The 17,193-nt window shown below is 74.2% G+C and carries 14 protein-coding genes; 4 read left to right on the top strand and 10 right to left on the bottom strand.

Going from position 1 to position 17,193, the window contains the following annotated elements; translation table 11 throughout:
• Positions 1 to 240: 240 nt before the first annotated feature.
• Together gabT and ACFVVA_RS36540 are read left to right on the top strand one after the other, a co-directional pair.
• On the top strand, positions 241 to 1,581 hold the full coding sequence (gabT, locus tag ACFVVA_RS36545; protein ID WP_387695011.1) for a 4-aminobutyrate--2-oxoglutarate transaminase: 1,341 nt from the start codon (positions 241 to 243) through the stop codon (positions 1,579 to 1,581).
• A 480-nt stretch (positions 1,582 to 2,061) separates the two neighbouring features.
• The gene (locus ACFVVA_RS36540) at positions 2,062 to 2,727 is read left to right on the top strand and encodes a phosphatase PAP2 family protein (protein WP_387695010.1); all 666 of its coding nucleotides are present in this window, start codon (positions 2,062 to 2,064) and stop codon (positions 2,725 to 2,727) included.
• Here ACFVVA_RS36540 and ACFVVA_RS36535 read toward each other — a convergent pair.
• On the bottom strand, positions 2,697 to 3,032 hold the full coding sequence (locus ACFVVA_RS36535) for a DUF2218 domain-containing protein (protein WP_359909195.1): 336 nt from the start codon (positions 3,030 to 3,032) through the stop codon (positions 2,697 to 2,699). The two genes, ACFVVA_RS36540 and ACFVVA_RS36535, sit on opposite strands and share 31 nt — an antisense overlap.
• Before the next feature lie 166 nt (positions 3,033 to 3,198).
• On the opposite strand from ACFVVA_RS36535, the gene ACFVVA_RS36530 reads away from it, so the two are divergent.
• Complete coding sequence (locus ACFVVA_RS36530; RefSeq protein ID WP_359909198.1) at positions 3,199 to 3,720, top strand: MarR family transcriptional regulator; 522 nt, start codon at positions 3,199 to 3,201, stop codon at positions 3,718 to 3,720.
• On the opposite strand, the gene ACFVVA_RS36525 is transcribed toward ACFVVA_RS36530, so the two are convergent.
• Positions 3,635 to 4,576 carry an EamA family transporter gene (locus ACFVVA_RS36525; RefSeq protein WP_387695040.1) on the bottom strand — a complete coding sequence of 314 codons (942 nt, stop codon included), beginning with the start codon at positions 4,574 to 4,576 and terminating at the stop codon, positions 3,635 to 3,637. The two genes, ACFVVA_RS36530 and ACFVVA_RS36525, sit on opposite strands and share 86 nt — an antisense overlap.
• 166 nt (positions 4,577 to 4,742) lie before the next feature.
• Between ACFVVA_RS36525 and ACFVVA_RS36520 the strand changes: the two genes are divergently transcribed.
• A complete protein-coding gene (locus ACFVVA_RS36520) occupies positions 4,743 to 5,648 on the top strand; it encodes a LysR family transcriptional regulator (protein WP_387695009.1) in 906 nt (301 codons plus the stop codon).
• Positions 5,649 to 5,707: 59 nt separating this feature from the next.
• Here ACFVVA_RS36520 and ACFVVA_RS36515 read toward each other — a convergent pair whose 3' ends face one another.
• The 8 genes from ACFVVA_RS36515 to ACFVVA_RS36480 form a co-directional block, all read right to left on the bottom strand.
• Positions 5,708 to 6,472: a ZIP family metal transporter gene (locus tag ACFVVA_RS36515; RefSeq protein WP_387695008.1), complete on the bottom strand. Its 765-nt coding sequence runs from the start codon at positions 6,470 to 6,472 to the stop codon at positions 5,708 to 5,710.
• A gap of 269 nt (positions 6,473 to 6,741) precedes the next feature.
• Complete coding sequence (locus tag ACFVVA_RS36510; protein WP_387695007.1) at positions 6,742 to 8,517, bottom strand: restriction endonuclease; 1,776 nt, start codon at positions 8,515 to 8,517, stop codon at positions 6,742 to 6,744.
• A gap of 114 nt (positions 8,518 to 8,631) precedes the next feature.
• Positions 8,632 to 10,620 carry a hypothetical protein gene (locus ACFVVA_RS36505; RefSeq protein ID WP_387695006.1) on the bottom strand — a complete coding sequence of 663 codons (1,989 nt, stop codon included), beginning with the start codon at positions 10,618 to 10,620 and terminating at the stop codon, positions 8,632 to 8,634.
• Between the two features lie 301 nt (positions 10,621 to 10,921).
• Positions 10,922 to 11,578 carry a YigZ family protein gene (locus tag ACFVVA_RS36500; RefSeq protein ID WP_387695005.1) on the bottom strand — a complete coding sequence of 219 codons (657 nt, stop codon included), beginning with the start codon at positions 11,576 to 11,578 and terminating at the stop codon, positions 10,922 to 10,924.
• Between the two features lie 132 nt (positions 11,579 to 11,710).
• Positions 11,711 to 13,000, bottom strand: coding sequence for a DUF6986 family protein (locus ACFVVA_RS36495; RefSeq protein ID WP_387695004.1), 1,290 nt, complete (start codon positions 12,998 to 13,000; stop codon positions 11,711 to 11,713).
• A 110-nt stretch (positions 13,001 to 13,110) separates the two neighbouring features.
• Positions 13,111 to 14,703, bottom strand: coding sequence for a DUF2637 domain-containing protein (locus tag ACFVVA_RS36490; RefSeq protein ID WP_387695003.1), 1,593 nt, complete (start codon positions 14,701 to 14,703; stop codon positions 13,111 to 13,113).
• A 221-nt stretch (positions 14,704 to 14,924) separates the two neighbouring features.
• Positions 14,925 to 15,590: a LuxR C-terminal-related transcriptional regulator gene (locus ACFVVA_RS36485; RefSeq protein WP_387695002.1), complete on the bottom strand. Its 666-nt coding sequence runs from the start codon at positions 15,588 to 15,590 to the stop codon at positions 14,925 to 14,927.
• The gene (locus ACFVVA_RS36480) at positions 15,542 to 16,951 is read right to left on the bottom strand and encodes a sensor histidine kinase (RefSeq protein WP_387695001.1); all 1,410 of its coding nucleotides are present in this window, start codon (positions 16,949 to 16,951) and stop codon (positions 15,542 to 15,544) included. Before ACFVVA_RS36480 ends, ACFVVA_RS36485 begins: the two co-directional genes overlap by 49 nt.
• Positions 16,952 to 17,193: the final 242 nt, after the last annotated feature.

Below are 17,193 nucleotides of genomic sequence, written 5' to 3'. Positions count from 1 at the left end.
GCCCCGCTCCCTCGCCCGCCCGCCCGGCCCGACCGCCGTCGGTGCCGCCATACCCATGCCGCCGTACCGGCGACACGCCCGCGCTCAGGGTAGTGGAGCGTGGCCTGCGGGTAGTCGTGCCGCCCGCGCTGGCCGTGCCGGACAAGTCGGACGGCGCACTGCTACCGAGTGGCGCGTGCCCGGGTGGGGAGGGCGGCCGTAGCCTGCGAAGCACCGAGCCGAGAAGTCTGGAGAAACCCCATGAGCGCCGCAACGCCGCTCCCGCAGGAGCGCCGCCTGGTCACCGCGATCCCCGGTCCGAAGTCGCAGGAGCTGCACGCCCGCAAGCTGGGTGCGGTGGCGGCCGGTGTCGGCACCACCCTGCCGGTGTACGTGTCCCGTGCCAACGGCGGCGTGCTGGAGGACGTGGACGGCAACTCGCTGATCGACTTCGGTTCCGGCATCGCCGTGACGAACGTCGGCAACAGCGCCGAGGCCGTGGTGGCCCGGACGACCGAGCAGCTGGGCAACTTCACGCACACCTGTTTCATGGTGACCCCGTACGAGGGTTATGTGGCGGTCGCCGAGCAGCTGAACGAGCTGACCCCGGGTGACCACGAGAAGCGCACCGCGCTGTTCAACTCGGGTTCCGAGGCCGTCGAGAACGCGGTGAAGATCGCCCGCGCCTACACCAAGCGCCAGGCCATCGTGGTGTTCGACCACGGCTACCACGGCCGCACCAACCTGACGCTGGCGCTGACGGCGAAGAACATGCCGTACAAGCAGGGCTTCGGTCCGTTCGCCCCCGAGGTCTACCGGGTGCCGGTCGCCTACCCGTACCGCTGGCTGACCGGTGCGGAGAACGCCGCCGCCGAGGCCGCGGCGCAGGCGATCGACGCGATCAACAAGCAGATCGGTGCCGAGAACGTCGCCGCGATCATCATCGAGCCGATCCAGGGCGAGGGCGGCTTCATCGAGCCGGCCAAGGGCTTCCTGCCGGCGATCGTGGAGTTCGCGAAGGCGAACGGCATCGTGTTCGTCGCGGACGAGATCCAGACCGGTTTCTGCCGTACCGGCCAGTGGTTCGCGTGCGAGGACGAGGGCATCGTCCCGGACCTGATCACCACCGCGAAGGGCATCGCCGGCGGTCTGCCGCTGTCTGCGCTGACCGGCCGCGCCGAGATCATGGACGCCGCGCAGACCGGTGGTCTGGGTGGCACCTACGGTGGCAACCCGGTGGCCTGTGCCGCCGCACTGGGTGCCATCGAGACCATGAAGGAGCTGGACCTCAACGGCAAGGCGCAGCGGATCGGCGAGATCATGCTGGGCCGCCTGCGGGCCATGCAGGAGAAGTACGAGATCATCGGTGAGGTCCGCGGCCGCGGTGCGATGATCGCCGTCGAGCTGGTGCTGCCGGGCGGCAAGGAGCCGAACGCGGAGGCCACCGCGGCCATCGCCAAGGCCTGCCACGCCGAGGGCCTGGTCGTGCTGACCGCCGGCACCTACGGCAACGTGCTGCGCTTCCTGCCGCCGCTGGTCATGCCGGAGCACCTGCTGACCGAGGGCCTGGACATCCTGGAGGGTGCGTTCGCCGCCCTCTGAGCGGTGTCGCCCGTCAGGTCGTGAACCCCCGCCGGAGGGTTGTCCGGACAGCGCTGAACGGCCCGTGGGGACCTCTTGGTCCACACGGGCCGTTCGGTTTCCGGCGTGCCGCGCGGGCGGTCCGGGCATGATCGACGGGGTGCCCCGGAGGCTGCCCGGCGCGGGGTGAAGATGGTGTGCGGAATCGCTGAAGGCGCTCGGCGCGGAAGGGCTGTTGACGTAGTGTCATCGCAGATGGACAGCGAGCCTCAGCCGTTGGCGCGGCCGTCCGCGGGGCCCCTTCCGGGGCCGGTCGCGCGGGTGCCGCACGAGGACGACCAGGCCGGCCCGGGAGGGTCGGCGCCCACCGAAGGCCGATCGACCGACCGTCCGACCCACACCCCCCGGGGCGCGCGGAACGGCGATCATCAGAGCCGCCCCGGAGCTCTCCCCCCTGCTCCGGGGCGGCTGTCCGCCGTTCCGGGCCGGGTGGCGCGGTCGGTGGCGGTGCCGGTGGTCGCGGCGGTGCTGCTGGTGGTGGTGTCCTGGCAGGTCGCGGCGGAGGGGCCGCTGCTCGGCGTGGACCGCTGGGTCCGCCGGACGATCCGTTCGGCGCACCGGGACTTCCCGAACGCCTTGCTCGACCGGCTCGGTCATCTCCTGTCGGACCTGGGCAGCGGCGTTCCGGCGGTCCCGGTGCTGCTGCTGGCCGGTGCTCTGGCCGCGTGGCTCGGGCGCCGGGCCGGGGCCGGGCGCTGGTGGCTGCCGCTGCCGGTGGCGGCGCTGACGGCGGTGCTGATCCCGTTGCTGGTGGTCCCGGCGAAGTCGGCCTTCGCCCGGCCGGGTCCGCTCGGGGAGCCGCTGGCGGCGGGCCAGTGGGGCTGGTACCCGTCCGGGCACACCGCGACCGCGGCGGTCTCGTACGGGGTGGCGGCGCTGTTGCTGGCCCGGGTGGCGGGGCCGCGCGCCGTCCGGGGGTTGACGGCGGGTGCGGTGCTGTTGTCGCTCGGGGTGGGCGCGGGGCTGGTGTGGAGCGATTTCCACTGGCTGCTGGACGTGGTGGCGAGCTGGTGCCTGGCCGTCCTGGTGCTGTGGTCGTTCGCCCGGTGGCTGCCCCGGCCGGGTTCCGGGGGTCGTCAGGCTTCGGGGGCCTCTTCGTTGCGGTGAACGAGGCCGGGCTCGCCGTTGTCCCGGTGCCATGCGATGACGAGTTCGTCGCGGGCGCCGAAGCGGACGAGGTGGCGGCCGACGACGTCCTCCAGGCCGGGCAGGTTCTCGCGCTCGCCCTCGACGGTGAGCAGCAGCGCGTCGGGCTGTGCCTCCAGGGTGGCGGTGCCGGCGCCGAAGACCATCGTGCCGCGGCCGGTCTCCTCCGAGTAGACGGCCTCGATCTTGCGCCCCATGTGGGCGGTGAGCTGCTTGGCGTAACGGCCCGGGCGGTCGGTGGCGACGCGGGCTTCGGAGCGGGGCATGGGTCCTCCAAGGTCGGGAGGGGAACTTAGGGTCCCCTCACTCGGGGCAACGCTAACCCAGATACTGAGCTAAGCTCAACATATTTCCGCGATCACCCTCCGCCGCCGGCCGCGGGCCCCGGACCGACGGCTACCCTTGGGCGGACGCCAGCCGAGGAGACCGCCGATGACCACCACGCCGACCGACGAACCGGCGGACCCCTCCTCCGGCCCCCGGTCCGGCACCCCGGACACCGCCGCCGAACTGGCCGACGCGATGACCAGGGCGATCAAGCGGATCCGCCGTCAGACCGGCTGGCGGCTGGAGCCGTACGGCATCACCCCCGGCCAGGCCCGGGCACTGCGCACGCTCGCCCACGTGCCCGGCTGCGAGACGCCGGACCACGCGATGCGGCTGAGCGACCTCGCCGACAAGCTGCACATCGCCCCGCGCTCGGCGACCACCGTGGTCGACGCGCTGGAGGAGGCCGGCCTGGTCGAGCGCAGCCCCGACCCGGCCGACCGGCGGGCGGTGCGGATCCTGCTGACCGAGGCCGGCCGGGCGGCGGTGGAGCGGATCGGGCAGGTCCGGGACGAGGTGGCGCAGGAGTACTTCGGCGAGGTCAGCCCCGCCGACGAGGAGGTGCTGCTGCGGGTGCTGCGCTCGGCCGAGGCCCGCTTCCTCGAAGCCGGGCCACCACGCCGGTAGCGGCCCCCGGGCGCAGCGCGGTGATCCCGATCCCAGCGATCACCAGCAGCGCGGCCGCGGCGGCGGTCGGGCTGATCCGCTCGCCCAGCAGCAGCCAGGCCGAGGACATCCCGAACACCGGGACCAGCAGCGAGTAGGGCGCGACGGCGGTCGCGTCGTAGTTGCGCAGCAGGAAGCTCCAGGCGACGAAGCCGAACAGGGTGGAGACCAGCCCGACGTAGCCGATCGCGCCCAGTCCGGCCGGGGTGATCCCGCGCAGGGCGCGCAGGTCCGCGTCGGGCCCCTCGACCAGCAGGGACAGGCCCAACAGCGGCAGCGGCGGGACGGCACTGACCCAGACCATCCAGCGCAGGGCGTCCGGCGGCGCGGCCTTGCGGGTCAGCACGTTGGCCAGACCCCAGGCGACGGCGGCCAGGACGACCAGGGCGAAGGCCCCGAGCGGTCCGCCCGCGCCCTGGTCCCAGGCGCTCAGCGCGATGCCGGCGAAGGCGACCGCCAGGCCCGCCAGCCGCTGCCGGCCGGGGCGCTCGCGCAGCAGTACGGCGGCGAACAGCGCGGTGAAGCCGGCCTGCCCCTGGAGCACCAGGGAGGAGAGTCCGGCCGGCATCCCGGCGTGCATGCCGAGGAAGAGCAGCCCGAACTTGACCACCCCGAGGACCAGGCCGACCGCCACCACCCAGCGCCGGGCCACCCTGGGCGGGCCGACGAAGAAGACCGCCGGCACCGCGACGACGGCGAACCGCAGGGCGCAGAAGAGCAGCGGCGGGAAGCTGTCCAGGCCGACGTGGATCAGGACGAAGTTGAGGCCCCAGACGGCGGCCACCAGGACGGCCAGGGCGATGTGGCGCGGGCTCATGCCGCCCGGACCGTTGCCACCCGTGTCACCCGTGCTGCCGGTGCTGCCCGTGCTGGTGCGGCCGCTCGGGGCGGCGGCGGTTGTCGCGGTCATGGGTCGAGCATGGCGACCCCGGACCGTGTAGCACCAGCGATGAATACTGAAGCAAACCCTTTAGGATCACTGCATGATGGATCTGGGACGCCTGCGGGCGCTGCACGCGGTGGCGGTGCACGGCTCGGTCGGCGGGGCGGCGGCCGCACTCGGCTTCACGCCCTCGGCGGTCTCGCAGCAGATCGCCAAGCTGGAGCGGGAGACCCGCACGGTACTGCTGGAGCGGCAGGGCCGCGGCGTGGTGCTGACCGACGCGGCGCGCGAGCTGGCCGTCACCGCGCGGACCGTGCTGGGGCTGGTGGAGCAGGCCGAGGTGCGGCTGGAGGAACAGTGCGGCCGGGCCGTCGGGCGGCTGCTGGTGGCCGCGTTCCCGTCCGGTGCCCGCGGACTGATGCCCGGGGCGCTGGCCGATCTGCGGCGGCGCTGCCCGGAGCTGGACGTCCGGCTGCTGGAGCGCGACCCCTACCCGGCGGCCGAGCTGGTGGCCCGGGGCGAGGTGGACCTGGCGCTGGTGCAGGACTGGCCGACCGTGCCGCTGCCGGTGCAGGAGGGGGTCTCCCGGATGGACCTCGGCACGGACCCGGTGGACCTGCTGCTGCCCGCCGACGACGATCTGGCCGCGCTCGACCCGGTGCCGGTGGAGCGGCTGTGCGGGCAGCGCTGGATCAGCGTGCCGCCGGGCAACATCTGCCACGACTGGCTGGTCCGCACCCTGCGCGAGGCCGGCGAGGAGCCGGACGTGCGCTACCAGGTCGGGGAGTTCGAGACGCAGATCGCCCTGGTCGCGGCCGGTCTGGGCATGGGTCTGGTGCCCAGGCTCGGACGGGGCCCGCTGCCGCCCGGGGTGGCGGTCCGCCGGGTGACGCCGGAGCCCGGCCGCCGGGTGTTCGCACTCTGGCGCTCCCAGGCCTCCCGGCGTCCGGCCATCACCGAGGCGCTGGCCTCGATGCGGGAGTGTTGGGGGCGGCTTCCGGTCTGAGGACCGCCGTGTTCGGGGCATCGCGGGGGCCCGGGCCTCGTACGGGCCTCCTACGGGCCTCAGCCGGCGAAGCCGATCACCAGCCACATGAAGCCGACCCCGGCCACGGTGCAGAGCAGGGTGGTGCGCGAGGGGTGCGGGCTGTGCGCCTCGGGGAGGATGTCCGAGGTCGCCAGGTAGAGCAGGAAGCCGGAGAAGAAGCCCAGGTAGAGGCCGAGCAGGTGCGCCGGGATGGTGAACGCCAGGGTGATCGCCGCGCCGGACACCGGGGCCAGCGCGTCGGCGGCGAGCAGGGTCAGCGCCCGCCTCCGGTTGTTCCCGTACAGCCGGGTGATCGTGTACGTGTTGAAGCCATCGGCGAAGTCGTGCGCGACCACCGCGATGGCCACCACCGTGCCGACCGTGGTGCCGGCCTGGAAGGCGGCGCCGATCGCGAAGCCGTCCATCACGCTGTGCCCGACCAGGGCCAGTGCGGCGGTCATCCCGACGCCCTGGTGCCCGACGGAGTGGGTGTGCCCGTGCTGGTGGCCGTGGGAGTGCGCGGCGTACTCGCCCTCGTGGCCGCGGTGGATGGCGACCGCGCGCTCGATCACGTGGATGGTGAGGAAGCCGGCCGCGAACATCAGCAGCGCCTGCGGGACGCCGTGCAGTTCGTTCGGGGCCTGGTGGATCGCCTCGGGCAGCAGGTCGAAGGCGACGACGCCGAGCATCAGCCCGGCGGCGAAGCCGAGCACCAGGTGGCGGCGGTCGCGGGTGCGCTGGGCCACGAAGCCGCCGATGAGGGTCATCAGGAACGCCGCGGCGGCGACCAGTACCGCGGTCATCGGGCCGGCTCCGTCTCGGGTCCGGCCTGGTGGCCGGGGCCTTCACCGGGTGGTCCGCCGAGCGTTCTGCCCATTCCTCTCCCCCTGGGATCCGCCCGTGACCGGGCCGACCGCCGACCGTACCGGACGCCCGTTCGGCCGTGATCACCCGGGGTGCCGGGCCCGACCGGGAGCCGTGCCCCCAGCCTCGGCCCGGGCCCGCTCGGGCGCCCCCGGATGGGCCGCCGGTTGGGCTGTCGGAGTGAGGCCGCCCGCCGGGGCGGGGAGCCTCAGCCGCCGGTGGCGAGCGGCAGGCCGAGGTGGGTGCGGGCGAGTTCGCGGACGCCGTCGCCGTCGATCAGGTGGATGTGGCGGTGGCTCTCCTCGGCGGTGAGGTCCAGCACCTCCTCGGTGAACCGGCCGGTGGTCAGCCGCAGCCCGCGCTCGGCGGACTCCTCCCCGACCGCCTCGGCCAGGGTCTCGATCTGCTCGGCGCCGACCGACGCGGTGTCCCGGGAGGCCCAGACCACCCAGCGGCCGGGCAGCGCGGTCCCGGGCGCGCCCTCACCGGTGGCGACCAGCCCGGCCGGGCCGCGCAGCCGGACGCTCCACTGCCCGATCCCGCCCCTGGTCAGCAGGTCCCGCACCAGCTGGGCGAACTCGTTGGCGGACAGGTCGGAGGCGGCCGGCACGGTGGCCCCGGCCCGGGCGGCCGGCTGGACACCGGCCCGGTCGTACGGGTCCGGGGTGACGGCGGCGCCGAGCTGGCGCAGCCGCACCAGGGCCTCGTCCTGCTCGGCGTCGGCGTAGACGCCCTCGTCGTCGCGTTCCTCGTACGGGGTGCCCGGCGGCAGCAGCCGGGTGCGGGCCAGTGCGTCGCGGTCGGCGTCCACGCTGACCAGGCAGAGCGGCTCGGCCGCGGCGGGGTCGCGCAGCCAGCCGTTGAGGACGACGCCGGCGAGTATCTCGTCGGTGTCGACGGCGTCGGCGGCCTGGAGGGCGCGCAGGGCGAGCCGGGCGACCAGCCGCAGGTAGTCGGTGGCCCGGTCCGCGGGCGGGCGCGGCACCGGACGGATGTCGCCGTCCGGGTCGAGCCGGTAGCCGGTGAGCGAGGGCACCAGGTCGAGCGGCGGCAGGTCGAGGTCCAGCACGGCGGTGCGGGTGAGCGGGCGGAAGACCGCCCGGCAGGGGGCGGGCAGGTCCTGGGTGGCGGTCTCGGCGGCGGCCAGCGCCCGTTCCAGCAGCGATTCCACCGCGGCCGGTTCGGCCAGCCGGTAGGCCCGTCGGCACTCCTCCAGGCTCTCGTTGTACTCGCGCACGGCGCGGGCCCGGGCCTCCTCGGCCGCCTCGTGGGCGCGCCGGGACTCGTCGGCGGCCGGGCTTCCGGCCTCGGCCCGGCGGGTGCGCCACTCGCGCAGGGCGCGCTGGTGGGTGAGCCGGGCCTGGGCCAGCTCGCGCTGGTAGCCGGAGTCGAGCAGCCGGCGGGACGGGCCGCTGTCCGGGTCGGCCGCGGGCGGCTCGGCGGGAGCGTAGTCCTCCCAGCGGGGCTCGGAGTCTTCGGCCGCGGCGGGACCGTCGGCCGGGTAGGGGCGGGGCTGGTAGTGGCGCAGCTGACTCTCGAAGTCCATGGCCGAGACGGGCAGCGCGGCCCGTCGCAGCAGGTCGGCCAGCCGGTCGTGCTCGGCCTGGACGGCGCGGGTGCGGTGGTGGGTCAGGGTGGCGGCCCGGGCGTGCGCCGCCACGGCCTCGTCCTGGTCGGCCTCACCGGGGCCGGAGTGGTCGGAGTGGCCGGTTCCGTGGTCGGCTCGGCCGGGGCCGCGGCCGACGGGATCCGGGTCCGACTGACCGGCACCGGTCGGACCGCGACCTGCCGGATCGCCACCTGCCGGGCCGTCGCCGGACGGACCGTCACCGGCCGTGCCCCCACCGGGGCGGCCGGCGACGGCGTCGCCCGGCTCCTGCTCCCCCTCGGCTCCGAGGTCGCGGAAGACCGAGGCGAGGAAGCCCGGCCGGGGGAACTGGACGGTGGCGGTTCCGTCGGACTGGCCGTCTGCTGGGTACTGCATCGGTCGTCGTTCCCCCATGCTCGTCCGGCGCCTGCCCGGGGCGATCGGCGAACCTGTGGACCCGCCGCTGCCGGACATTGTCCCCCGAACGGACGCAGCGGTCAGCCAAGCCGCTCAGTTGGTCCGGGTGTTGGTGAGGTGCAGACCGATGTAGCCGACGTAGATCCGGCCGCTGCCGGAGCAGTCGTCCAGGTAGTGCAGCCGGGGCGCGGTGCGGCCGCCGCCGATCCGCAGGTGCGCGCCCATGAACGCGCGCCGGGAGGAGTCGACGCATTCCGGCACCGGCAGCATCCGCTCGCGCTTCCACTTGGTGTGGCTGAACACCGTCCTGGACTCCCCGCGGACCGCTTTGCGGGGCGGGAAGCGGTGGCAGCCCTCGGGGGTGCGCTCGCACCACTGTTTGAAGTCCCCGCCGGCCGCGCCGCGGACGGCCGCCTCGGCGTACTCCTGGAGGGCGGTCAGCCCGTCCCAGGCGAGCCGGGCCCAGCCCGCGCCGGCACACTGCAGCTCGTCCAGGGCGAGCGCGTTCTTCTGGTCCCCGGTGAAGGTCACCAGCGGGAACTCGCCCAGTCTGGCCATGAGTTCGGAGAAGGTCTCGGGCGTGCCCCGGCGGTCGTGGAGCTGGGCCACGGAGTGCGGCCCGACGACCGGACCACTGCCCGGTGCGACGCAGTGGCGTCCGGTCAGGGCTCGGGTTCCGGAGCGGAGGCGGCCCTCCCGGATGTCCCGGCCGTCGCGGCCCTCCCGGCCCTGGCCCCGGTCCCGGTGCTCGCGGCGTTCCAGGCGCAGGGTGTGCCGGACCCGCTCCAGCTCGTCGGCCCGGGCCTGCTGCTCCGCGCGGTCCTGCTGCTCCTCGCGGACGAGCGCGGCCAGGTCCTCGCCCTGGTCCGGGGCGGCCCGTTCGGCGACCTGTTCGCAGGCCTGCCCGACGACGTGCCCAGCCGTCCGCCCGGCCTGCTCGGATGCCCGCTCGGCCGACTGCTCGGCGGACTGCTCGGCGGGCTCGCGGAGCTGCGGCGGCGGGACGCGCAGCACCGGGACGGCCGCGAGCGGCGGCGGCAGCGGCTGCTCCGCGGCCAGGCGGCGCGGCTCGCGGGAGAGCAGCCCGGCGGCGCGGCGCAGGTCCTCTTCTATTCGGCCCCGGGCGAGCACCGGATGTCGGGCGCTGTCCTGCCGGGAGGCCGGGTCGACGTCGGGCAGGTAGGTGCGCACCGCTCCGCCGTAGACGGTGTGGTACTCCAGCGCGACGTTGAACCCGGTGCGGGCGCCGGGGTCCAGCACGTAGGTGGTGGCGAGGCCGGGCAGCTGCTGGCAGAGCGGGGCCACCACGTCCTCCACCCAGCGGTCGAGCGGGAGGTTCACCGGGACGCTGGCCACCACCGTGGGCAGCCTGCGCTCGGGGTCGCACAGCTCGTCGATCAGGGCGTCGACCTCGTCGGCCGTGATCACCCGGGGGGCGGAGCGGACGGCGGACGGGCCGTCGGTGGCGTCGAGCAGCGGGAGGAGCGAGCGGGCGAGTTCGGGCACCGGCACCCGGCACGGGGTGCGCACACCGCTGCCGGTGCTGTGTGTCTCGGCCTCCAGCCGGACCCAGGTGGGGCCGTCCGCGGCGGTGGCCACGGTGAGGGTGAGCTGCTGGGTGCCGTGCGGGGCCGGGGTGCGCAGGCGGCGGCGGTCGTAGCGGCCGCCGCCCGGACCCTCGCGCAACGGGCCCAGGTCGCGGTCGAGCAGGACGCGCTCGCCCAGGCGGAGGCGCTCGGCGGTGGGAGCCGGTTCGGCGATCTGCCCGACGGGGGCACGGTGGGCCGGTGGAGGCTCCTCGTAGCCCTCCTGCTTCAGCCAGGAGGCCAGCTGTTCGTCGGCCAGGGCGACGGCCTCGGCGTGCCCGAGGAGCGTGGTGACCGTCATCCGGTAGGGCGTCGCGGGACCGCGGGGGCCGGGCAGGTCGGCGGCGGCGTGCGCGCGGACGCGGTTCGGGGCGGGGCGGTTCGCGATCGGGTGGTTCGAGGTCGGGTGATGCGAGGTCGGACGGTTCGAGGTCGGGCGGCTGGAGATCGGGTTCGTCGCGGACAGGGGATTCGAGGTCGAACGGTCTGAGGTCATGCGCATACCTCCGCGGTGCGGGGTCGGGTCCTGTGTCCTCCATCGACGGTTTCGTCCGGTTCTGCCGGAACCTTGCCCAGGAAACGCCACGGCCCGGAGCGGAAGTTCCAACTCCGGGCAACGACACTACGTTCGGGTGAATCTGCTCAAGCGTTCTTCCGCGTGGCGCAAGGCCTGGGCTACCGGAAACGGCCGGTCACGGGCCGTCCGACGAGCCGTTCCGCGGATCGTCCGTCCCCCCGGGACCCACGAGGTACCACCCGCCCCGCGGCCGGACCGGTGCCGCTCGGAGCGGCACCGCTCAGACCGGCACCTCGACATAGGTGCGGCCGGCCGGGACCGCCACCGCGGTACCGCCGGTCGCCTCCGCCAGCCAGGTGTGGAACTCCGTCACGTCCGGCTCCGGCACGCCCACCTCGATCCGCACCCCGGTGGCCTCGTAGGCCAGATCGCTCACCGTGTACCCGGCCGCCCGCAGGTCGTTCTCCACCCGCCCGGCCCGGACGTGGTCCACCGTCACGGCGAGCAGCGCGACCGGCCGCCGCTCCAGCAGGCCGATCCCGTCCACCGCCGCCGAGACCGCGTTGCCGTACGCCCGCACCAGGCCGCCCGCACCGAGCTTGATCCCGCCGAAGTACCGGGTGACCACGGCGACGGTGTCGGTCAGCCCGCGCCGACGCAGCACCTCCAGCATCGGCACCCCGGCCGTGCCGCCGGGTTCGCCGTCGTCGCTGGAGCGCTCGCGGCGCTGCTCGTCGCCGACCACGAAGGCGGTGCAGTTGTGCCGGGCGTCCCAGTACTGCTTGCGGATGCCGGCGATGAACGCCTGCGCCTCCTCCTCGTCGGCGACCCGGGCGAGGTGACAGATGAACCGGGACTTCTTGATCTCGGTCTCGTGGCTGCCGGCCCGCCGGATGGTGAGGTACGGCCTGGCGGTGGGCTCCGGCGTGGCGGACATGGCGGGGAGGTCCTCCCGAGGACGGCGAAGGCTGGCGGCGCCCGCCCCGGGACACCGGGGCGGCACCGCCAGCCTAGTTGGCGCACGACGGGAGGAGCGGCCACCGGCCGCCGACCGCCGGCCGCCGACGGGTCAGCGCCCGGCCAGGGCGTTCAGCCGCGCGCGGTCCAGACCGGTCAGCGCGGCGACCTCGGCGAGGTCGACGGCGCCGCAGTCCAGGCCGCGCAGCAGGTAGCCGCTCAGCGCCCGGGCGGTGGCCGGCTCGTCCATCACGTCACCACCCGCCTTCGCCACGTACGCGGCCAGTCGGGCGGCGGCGGCCGCCAGGCCCTCGCGGTAGAAGGAGTAGACCGCGACGTAGCGGGTGGGCAGGTGCGCCGGGTGCATGTCCCAGCCCTGGTAGTACGCGCGGGCCAGCGAGCGGCGGACCAGGCCGTGGTGGAGCTTCCAGGCGGCGTGCACCTGCTCGGTGGAACCGGTCGGGACGACGTTGGTCGAGCCGTCGGAGAGCCGGACCCCGGTACCCGCGGCCGCCACCTGCATGACCGCCTTGGCGTGGTCGGCGACCGGGTGGTCCATGCTCTGGTGGGCCGCGCTGACGCCGCAGGCGGCGCTGTAGTCGAAGGTCCCGTAGTGCAGGCCGGTGGCGCGTCCCTCGGCGGCCTCGATCATCCGGGCGACGGTGGCCCTTCCGTCCGGGCCGAGGATCGCCTGGGTGGTCTCGATCTGGATCTCGAAGCCGATCCGGCCGGCGGGCAGCCCGGCCCGGCCCTCGAAGTCCTCCAGCAGCCGGACCAGCGCGGTGACCTGCTCGGCGTAGGTCACCTTCGGCAGGGTCAGGACCAGGCCCTCCGGCAGCCCTCCGCGGGCCATCAGGGTGGCCAGGAACAGCTCCAGGGTGCGGATGCCGCGGGCCCGGACGGCGGCCTCCATGCACTTGATCCGGATGCCGAGGTACGGCGGGGCGCCACCCCCGGCCACCGCGGCGGCCACCAGCCCGGCGGCGCGGACGGCGGCCGCGTCCTCCTCGGCGTCGGGGCGGGGGCCGTAGCCGTCCTCGAAGTCGATCCGCAGGTCCTCGATCGGCTCGCGCTCCAGCTTGGCGCGGACCCGGGCGTGCACGTCGGCGAGCAGTTCGTCGTCCGCGACGCCGAGGGCGCGGGCTAGTTCGGCGGGGGTGGCGGCGTGCCGGTCGAAGGCGTCCAGGGCCCGGCGGCCCCACTCCCGCACGGTGTCGGCACCGAAGGCGTCGGCCGGGACGTAGACGGTGTGCACCGGCTGCCTGGTCCCGGGTTCGCCCGGGTAACGGCGTGTCAGATCGGCGTCGACGGGGGCGAGCAGCGCCTCCACGGCGGCGCGGGCCGCGGTGGAGAAGGAGGCCGCGTCCGTCGGCCCGTTTCCGTCGGCTCCGACCCGTGTCATCCGCACTCCTCCATGCCGAACCAGCGCTTCAACAGTTTGTTGAGGCGAAGGTAGCTCCGGCGGGTACGGGCGTCAATGGCCGACCCGGCACCGGACGGTGGCGGCCGCGGTCAGTCCCTCCCGGCGGCGGCGTAGCGCTCGTTCAGCTCCGGGTACAGGTCGGCGACCTCCTTGGGGTGGACCGAACCGTCCGGCCCCTTGCCGGTGACGCCGAACTCCCTGGTCAGCCAGTCGGCGAGGCGCTGGGGGTCGGGCTGGTGGCCGTAGCTGTCCATGTACGAGACGAGCGCCTCGTAGGCGAGGTCCGGGTCGAGGCGCGCGGGCACCGGAGCAACCGCGCGCTGCTCGGCGTGGACCTGCTGCTCGGCGTGGACGCGTTCCTCGGCCGGGACCTGCTGCTCGGGCTCGGCAGGCTGCTCAAGCCGCTCGGAGTGCTCGGGCTGCTGCTGCGAGCCGGCCACGTGCTGGGCCTGCGGACCGGGCGCGGGGGCGGAGGTGGAGGCGGGGGCGGTGGCGGTGGCGGCGAGGGCGGTGGGCTCCTCGGCGACCGGGCGCGGGGGCTTGAACCAGGGCGAGGCCTGGCCGGGCACCCGCCCACCCGGGGCGGCGTCGGCCGGGTGGCCGGTGGTGCGGACCGGGCGCTCGGTCCAGACGTTCAGCTCCTCGCCGCGCGGCTGCGGGGCGGCGTCCGCCGCCTCGTCCGGCTCCTGGGCGGCCCGCAGCCGGACGGCGGCCAGCTTCGCGAGCATCGGCGCGGCGACCTCGGCGGACAACGGCGCGACGGCCGCGGGTGCCTGTGCCGCAGCCTGTTCGGGCTGGGCCTGCTGAACCTGCTGGACCTGGGGGGCGGCCTGCTGGGCGGCCTGCGGTTCCTGCTGCGCGTGTTGCGGGGGCTGGGGCTGCTGCGGCTGCTGGGGCTGGGCCTCGGCGACCGGGGCGATGGCCGCGGCAGCGCGGTTCTCCTGGCCGGGTATCCCCTGCGCCTCCTGCTCCGGCAGCGCCTCCGGGGCCTCGCGCACACGGCCCTCGTCATCCAGCCGGTCGAGCAGCGCCGGGTCCAGCGGCACGCCGAACTTGGCGAGCTTGAGCGGCAGCAGTGCCTGGATCGGCGCCGAGCGGCGCCAGCCGCGACCGTACCGGAAACGCAGCTGCGCCCGGTAGACCAGACGGTTCTGTTCCAGTCGGATGACCTCGTCGTAGGAGCGGAGCTCCCAGAGCTTCATCCGCCGCCAGAGCCGGAAGGTCGGCACCGGCGAGAGGAGCCAGCGCATCACCCGGACCGACTCCATGTGGCGGTCCGCCGTGATCGCCGCTATTCGGCCGACCGCGTGCCGCGAGGCCTCGACCACGACGACGAAGAGCACCGGAATGACCGCGTGCATCCCCATGCCGAGCGGGTCGCCCCAGGACGCGGCCGCGTTGAAGGCGATGGTGGCGACGGTCAGCAGCCACGCGGTCTGCCGCAGCATCGGGAAGGGTATCCGCAGCCAGGTCAGCACCAGGTCGAGCGCGAGGAGCACGACGATGCCGGCGTCCACGCCGATCGGGAAGGCGTAAGAGAAGGCTCCGAAGCCCTTCTCCTCGGCCAGCTCGCGCACCGCGTTGTACGAGCCCGCGAAGCCGATGCCCGAAATGATGCAGGCACCGGCCGCGACCATGCCGAGCAGGCCACGATGGGCCTTGGTGAGCGTTGGGCGTGCCATTACGTCTATCAACCCCTGGATGTCGGCCGCTGGCGTACAGTGCCTCGGCTGCCGGGTCCCGTTGGTCGGGCCGCCGGACGGCTGAGCAGCCTCCGGGCTCGGCCCACCGGAGTTTACTCGTACGCATGTTTAAGCGTTCCCACAGCCTGGGGTGTCACAGTGCGGCGGCCGAACGCCGGCCCCGGCCCCGTGCGGATCGGCACCGGGGGCCGGCCGGACCGTCAGCGGGTCTGCCTCGCCGTGCCGTTGAGGTAGGCCAGTACGGCCAGCACCCGGCGGTTGGCGTCCTCGTCCGGGGCGAGGTCGAGCTTGCTGAAGATGTTGGCGATGTGCTTGGCCACCGCACCGTCGCTCACCGACAGCCGGGCGGCGATCGCCGAGTTGGAACAGCCCTCGGCCATCAGTTCCAGCACCTCGCGCTCCCGCGGGGACAGCCGCAGCAACGGACCGGGCCTGCGCGCGCTGGTCTCCATCAGCTTGGCGATCACGTCCGGGTCCATCGCCGTGCCGCCGGCCGCCACCCGGCGGACCGCGTCGATGAACTGCCCGGCGTTGAACACCCGGTCCTTCAGCAGGTAGCCGATCCCCCCGGTGCCGTCGGCCAGCAACTCCCGCGCGTAGAGCTGCTGGACGTGCTGCGACAGCACCAGCACCGGCAGGCCCTGGATCTCCCGCCGTGCCCTGAGCGCGGCCTGCAGGCCCTCGTCGGTGAGCGTCGGGGGCAGCCGGACGTCGACCACGGCAACGTCCGGCCGGTGGGTCAGAAGCGCCTCCAGCAGCTCGGGACCGGTCTCCACCGCCGCGGCGATGGTGAAGCCGTGCGCTTCCAGCAGCCGGATCAGGCCTTCGCGAAGGAGGTAGAGGTCCTCGGCGAGGACAACTCGCACGGCAACTCCAAGGTGATGGTGGTGGGTCCGCCCGACGTGCTGTCGATGGAGAGGACACCGTCGAAGGTACCCAATCGCTTCTCGATACCACGCAGTCCGGTCCCCCGCGAAGGGTCCGCCACCCCCACCCCGTCGTCCGTCACCGTGATCCGCAGGAGGCCGGCCCGGTACAGGATGTCCACCCAGACCTGCTCCGCCTCCGAGTGCTTGGCCGCGTTGGCCAGCAGCTCGCAGATGCTGAAGTACACGGCGGCCTCCACCGGCGCCGGCGGACGGTCCGGCAGGCTCACGCACACCTCGGTCGGCAGCGCGCTGTCCAGCGCGAGGGCCCGGACGGCATCGCCGAGTCCGCGCTCGGCGAGCACCGGCGGGTGGATGCCGCGCACCAGGTCCCGCAGCTCCTGGAGGGCCCGGGCCGAGGACTGGCGAGCCTCGGCCAGGAGCTCCCGCGCGGCCCCCTGGTCGGTGTCCATCAGGTGCTCGATGGTGCCCAGCGTCATCCCGATCGCGACCAGTCGCGCCTGGGCGCCGTCGTGCAGGTCCCGCTCGATCCGTCGCAGCTCGGCCGCCTGGCTGCCCGCCGCGTCCGCCCGCGTCTCGGTCAACTCGACCACCCGCCTGGTCAGCTGGGCGCGCGTCGCCCGGCCGTCCTGGTCCAGCACCCGGCGGGCCGCCTCCACGTACATCCGCACCGCGAACGGTGCCAGGAGTATGCCGCCGACGACCATGGCGGCTCCGAGCACGACGCTCAGCAGCATGGACGCCATCCGGCCGCTCAGCGGGCCGAAGTCGTCCGCCGGCACCGGCGAGGACAGGGCGTAGGCGACGCCCAGCCCGAGCAGGACGGCCAGCGGGCCGGCCAAGGCCACCACGAGGAACGGGTTCACCAGCAGCCAGAGCAGCTCGCCACGGGTGGTCCGGTCCCGCAGGCCCCAGTGGACCACCTGGGCGTACTTCGCCACCGTCCGCGAACGGTGGTAGGTGTAGCCCGTCCACCAGTGCCCCCGGCCGTCCAACTCCAGCTCCGGCCAGGGCTCGTAGACCGCCGGCAGCCGTATGCCGATCCAGCGCTCCAACTGGCCGCGGGTGCGGTTCGCAGTACGGCGGACGCTGGCTGCGGCCACCACACCGCCGGCAGTCGCTGCTACCAGAAGCGCGAGGAAGAGCCCCAGGTCGTACGACTGCAGGAGCCGGGCCGTTATCGCCCCCGCGAAGATCGCCGCGCCCACCGGCAGCACCACCCCCGGCACCGCTGCCAACACCACCACACCGAGCCGCGCCAGCCCCTCACCGCCGGCCTTGAAGGCCGCCTGGGCCTGAGCACGTACGGACGCGCCGCTCGTACGACTCACTGTTGTCACGGGAAGCTCCTGATGCCGGTACCGATCGTCCTCCATCAGTCTTCACGAACCGTCCATCACCCACACTGGCCATGGCACCCCAATCCCGAGGTAGACCTAGGACCACCTGCGAGTGGAGGAAGTGACACCGACCGATGAGACAGTCCGGAAATGCGAAAAACCCCCATCCGGATCCCGGATGGGGGTTCTTCTGAATAATTGTTCGGCGGCGTCCTACTCTCCCACAGGGTCCCCCCTGCAGT

The sequence above is a fragment of the Kitasatospora sp. NPDC058048 genome (assembly GCF_042885555.1).
GTDB lineage: Bacteria > Actinomycetota > Actinomycetes > Streptomycetales > Streptomycetaceae > Kitasatospora > Kitasatospora lactacystinica.
Note: the sequence above shows the minus strand (reverse complement) of the source record. Positions and strands in the feature narration are given on the sequence as shown.

Excerpts from the sequence above, each read along its gene's own strand:
- ACFVVA_RS36535 (WP_359909195.1), bottom strand. The coding sequence starts at position 3,032 with ATGCCCCGCTCCGAAGCCCGCGTCGCCACCGACCGCCCGGGCCGTTAC.
- gabT (WP_387695011.1), top strand. The coding sequence starts at position 241 with ATGAGCGCCGCAACGCCGCTCCCGCAGGAGCGCCGCCTGGTCACCGCG.
- ACFVVA_RS36500 (WP_387695005.1), bottom strand. The coding sequence starts at position 11,578 with ATGTCCGCCACGCCGGAGCCCACCGCCAGGCCGTACCTCACCATCCGG.
- ACFVVA_RS36510 (WP_387695007.1), bottom strand. The coding sequence starts at position 8,517 with ATGCAGTACCCAGCAGACGGCCAGTCCGACGGAACCGCCACCGTCCAG.
- ACFVVA_RS36505 (WP_387695006.1), bottom strand. The coding sequence starts at position 10,620 with ATGACCTCAGACCGTTCGACCTCGAATCCCCTGTCCGCGACGAACCCG.
- ACFVVA_RS36495 (WP_387695004.1), bottom strand. The coding sequence starts at position 13,000 with ATGACACGGGTCGGAGCCGACGGAAACGGGCCGACGGACGCGGCCTCC.
- ACFVVA_RS36490 (WP_387695003.1), bottom strand. The coding sequence starts at position 14,703 with ATGGCACGCCCAACGCTCACCAAGGCCCATCGTGGCCTGCTCGGCATG.
- ACFVVA_RS36525 (WP_387695040.1), bottom strand. The coding sequence starts at position 4,576 with ATGAGCCCGCGCCACATCGCCCTGGCCGTCCTGGTGGCCGCCGTCTGG.
- ACFVVA_RS36530 (WP_359909198.1), top strand. The coding sequence starts at position 3,199 with ATGACCACCACGCCGACCGACGAACCGGCGGACCCCTCCTCCGGCCCC.
- ACFVVA_RS36515 (WP_387695008.1), bottom strand. The coding sequence starts at position 6,472 with ATGACCGCGGTACTGGTCGCCGCCGCGGCGTTCCTGATGACCCTCATC.
- ACFVVA_RS36520 (WP_387695009.1), top strand. The coding sequence starts at position 4,743 with ATGATGGATCTGGGACGCCTGCGGGCGCTGCACGCGGTGGCGGTGCAC.